The 3197-nt window shown below is 53.9% G+C and carries 3 protein-coding genes; 2 read left to right on the top strand and 1 reads right to left on the bottom strand.

All coding sequences use genetic code 11. The features are described from left to right. Positions 1–1043 precede the first annotated feature (1043 nt). Together G9463_RS23425 and G9463_RS23430 are read left to right on the top strand one after the other, a co-directional pair. Positions 1044–1322 (top strand): hypothetical protein, encoded by a 279-nt coding sequence (locus tag G9463_RS23425; protein ID WP_165897974.1) that lies wholly within the window; start codon positions 1044–1046, stop codon positions 1320–1322. A 57-nt stretch (positions 1323–1379) separates the two neighbouring features. Then, the gene (locus G9463_RS23430; protein WP_165897975.1) at positions 1380–2192 is read left to right on the top strand and encodes a hypothetical protein; all 813 of its coding nucleotides are present in this window, start codon (positions 1380–1382) and stop codon (positions 2190–2192) included. Positions 2193–2456: 264 nt separating this feature from the next. On the opposite strand, the gene G9463_RS23435 is transcribed toward G9463_RS23430, so the two are convergent. Further along, positions 2457–3197, bottom strand: a 741-nt coding sequence (locus G9463_RS23435; RefSeq protein WP_240150141.1) for an ion channel, incomplete at its 5' end; no start/stop codon positions are given.

The following is a 3197-nucleotide window of genomic DNA, read 5'->3' on the forward strand; positions in this document are numbered from 1 at the left end:
TCCCGTAGGACCGATTCGTCTCGGAAGATAGTGGAGTCAGGAGAGAACGGTTCGAGTCCCATCGTATACCCGATAGATACAATCTATGTGAAATAAAACCACCGCTTCATGGGACTCATTTGTTTCATGAGATGCCCCCACTGCTTCATGAGACATATGCGTCGGTTTTCATATGAGTTGGGACGTTTTGCACTAACCCCCTCCCCCCAGATTTCACGAGAGTATCGTTAGAGAGGAGGGGAAGAGAGGGCAAAATGAAACTTTGAATGAGAAGAAGATTTAACACAGATGGATTAGAACAGGATCCGTAATACATTAGGTCCAGTTTAATTCTCTAGCGAGGTCCCAGCAAGAAACGTCAGACATTATTTCTTCCCTCCCCTACAGCAACTCTCATGAAATATGGGGGGAGGGGGAGAGATCAACCTGCATGAGTAAGGAGACATCAACTTCTCATGGATTGTCGCTAACAAACGACATCCATCGCTAGTAGCCTATATCCATAGGAATCTACGGTCGCGTTGCTCTTCATTTGATTCACTGAGAGACCATCAATCCCTCTCCACTCACTGTCTGGACTCCGTGCTTTCTCTGAGTTACTACACAATTGATGACCTGCTCTGTTCATACTACACCCCACATTTCATGAGTTAGGAGCTGCGCTGCTATTCTTGAACTCTCGTGAAATGTGGGGGGTGGGGAACAAAATTCCGGTTAACTGGTCCATATTAACTCTCGTGAAAACCGGGGGGTCCCACTTCTCCACGACCGATACAGCAAGACAGGCACTATCAGAGTTGAATTACGCCGCCTGTGTAGGTGTTTGCGTTGGAAGTCTCATCTGGAGGCTCTCATGAAAAGGGACAGATTAAACATAACATCGCAGCTGAAATTATTCAGGTCAGCTATCCTGTACCACATGAGATATCTGTTTATCTAACTGAACTCAGGCCTCCTGTTTGTTCTAATACATCATGTTGGCGATTGAGCTATTGCCCACAATGTTCGGTTTGCGCAGCCCTCGCAGCCGGAGGCTCCACACGATGTCCAACCCACCAGACGACGCATTGCTGACCGAACTCGCAACCTACCAGAACCGAAAGCTCCTGCTCTGGCAACTTGCAGCAGACGGACGCTCGTTCTGTAGTATCCAGTTTATCGCTCGGGAGCGCGACCTGCAGGGCGCGCCCGTCGATGAACAAGTCCAAGCCTTCGTCGACGATATGCTCTCGGATGGAGAGGTCCGGCCAGAGTACGACGCGATGGCGGACTGGGAAGCCCTGGAAGCGAACCACGGCGACACCGCCGACCAGTACCTCTAGACCAGACTCCGCCGCAGGGCGATTTTGTGCCGCCTCGGTGGCTGGAGGCTTTCCAGTATGTTGCCGACAGCCGAACCATCGTTTGACCCGATCTTCGTCGATGAACCGCCGCTCAGTCCAAACTACGAAGGAGCCATCATCAGCAAAGTCGGCTTACCGTTCTACGCCGACGTCACTCGCCCCGATGAAGTACCCGCTGACGAGCACGAGCGAACCATCGACCTTGCGGAACGTATCTTACGCGCCAGCGGCGTCCGAACTGGCTTCGGGCACCACGAGGAAGTCCGAACCTCGATGGAGTCGTGGGCTCCCGATGCCGACGAGGAATGCGACGCTGACCCCGGTTACTGGCGGTCGTCAGTTCTCTTGATGTCGCCCCAAGAGATGAACTTCGGACAGCTGGACGGCGAACCCGAGGAGAGGCACGAGAAAGGCAAGACCGTGCTTGCGTGGGCCAGAGAGTGTATCGACACCGATGTCCTTCAGGAGATCGAGCGGTCCCAAGCCGAGGACATCAAGCAAGCGTGGCGCGACGCCGCAGAAGCCGAACTGACCCAGCGCGAAATCGAGCAGTTCGCCGAGGACCCGCCAGACAAACTCGATGGGTGGACGAAACTTGACGCCAACCACGACGCTGTCAAGGTCGCATATATCGCTGACAACCACGGGACGCCATCGGTCGCGGCCGTCTTTGAGGGTGCTGACAGCGAGTTGGAGGCGCTTGAGTTCACGCTGGCGGCGTGGCAAGAGAACGACGGCAATCCTCGTCAGGCAAGGCCAAATCGGTACTGCGTCACCACTGACGGAGACGGGGCCTACGCCCGTCTTCGATCACATTTGCTGACCTTCGAGGTCGAACCGATAGAGTGACTTGAAGTGTAGGTCATTCCTGCGCTGAGTATGGTCTCATCCCAGGTTCACCACACCGTGTTTCGAGTGTAAATACTACTGTAGTCTGGTGGTTTTTCACCGGAAGCGGTGGTGTGTATGCACGCGTGAGCAGTAGTGGTTTGATGATGGCAGTGCTGGATCAAATATGTTGTTCAGTGTCAATTAACGGATTGTACCTTGGCGGGGTCGGTTTTCGGTAGCTTCAGTGCTCGGTGGACGTGTTCAACTACCTTTCTGGCGTGGCTAACTCCCACCAAGCACCCGCTTGAACAGGGTAAACGTGAGCAGCGTGAACAGGAGTCCATTGAGCATCCCCTGACTCGCCGCGAGGAGCTTCGCTCCCCACCCGATAGGACCGATTCCGCCGTAGCCGATGGTAGAAAAGGAAATGTATGAGTAGTAGATGCCATTTCCTATTACTGCCAGCTGGTCCTCGGCATTCCAGACAACGCCTGCCCCAGTCTCCAAGGGGCCTCCGAAGACATACAAGATACCGTATACGAGTGGAAGAAGAAACGTAAGCGCAGCAATCCGCGGGAGTCGATTCCCGTAGCCACAAGTAAACTGCATCACACGGTTCAGGACGACACTAGCCCCCTTCTTTGCCTTCGTCGTTGCGTCCAGCGAGTATTCGTCTCTGATGAGACTGAGATTTTTTCGCCGGTTGTAGTGGAACCGCTTGTATTCGAACTCGCGACTCGCGGGCGTATCGCCGACGTCGTTGGCACTCGTCATTGCTTTCCGGTAGGTCTCTTCAATCACCTCGGGAGTCATTTCCACGCTGAAATCGCCAGTCGCGTTGTTCCCGCTGAACTCGTGTAGAACCCAGTCGTTCCGCTCTAAGTACGAGTGGTGATCCGAGAAGTCGAAATGGTCGAAGTCAGTACGGCAGAACCGAAACTGATCAAGCAGTTCACCGGACCCGTTCTCGCTTCCCAACTGGACGTTTCCGACCGTGGCCTCGGTGAAGTCGAATGGAATATT

The sequence above is a fragment of the Haloarcula sp. JP-Z28 genome, assembly GCF_011440255.1.
Lineage (GTDB): Archaea > Halobacteriota > Halobacteria > Halobacteriales > Haloarculaceae > Haloarcula > Haloarcula marismortui.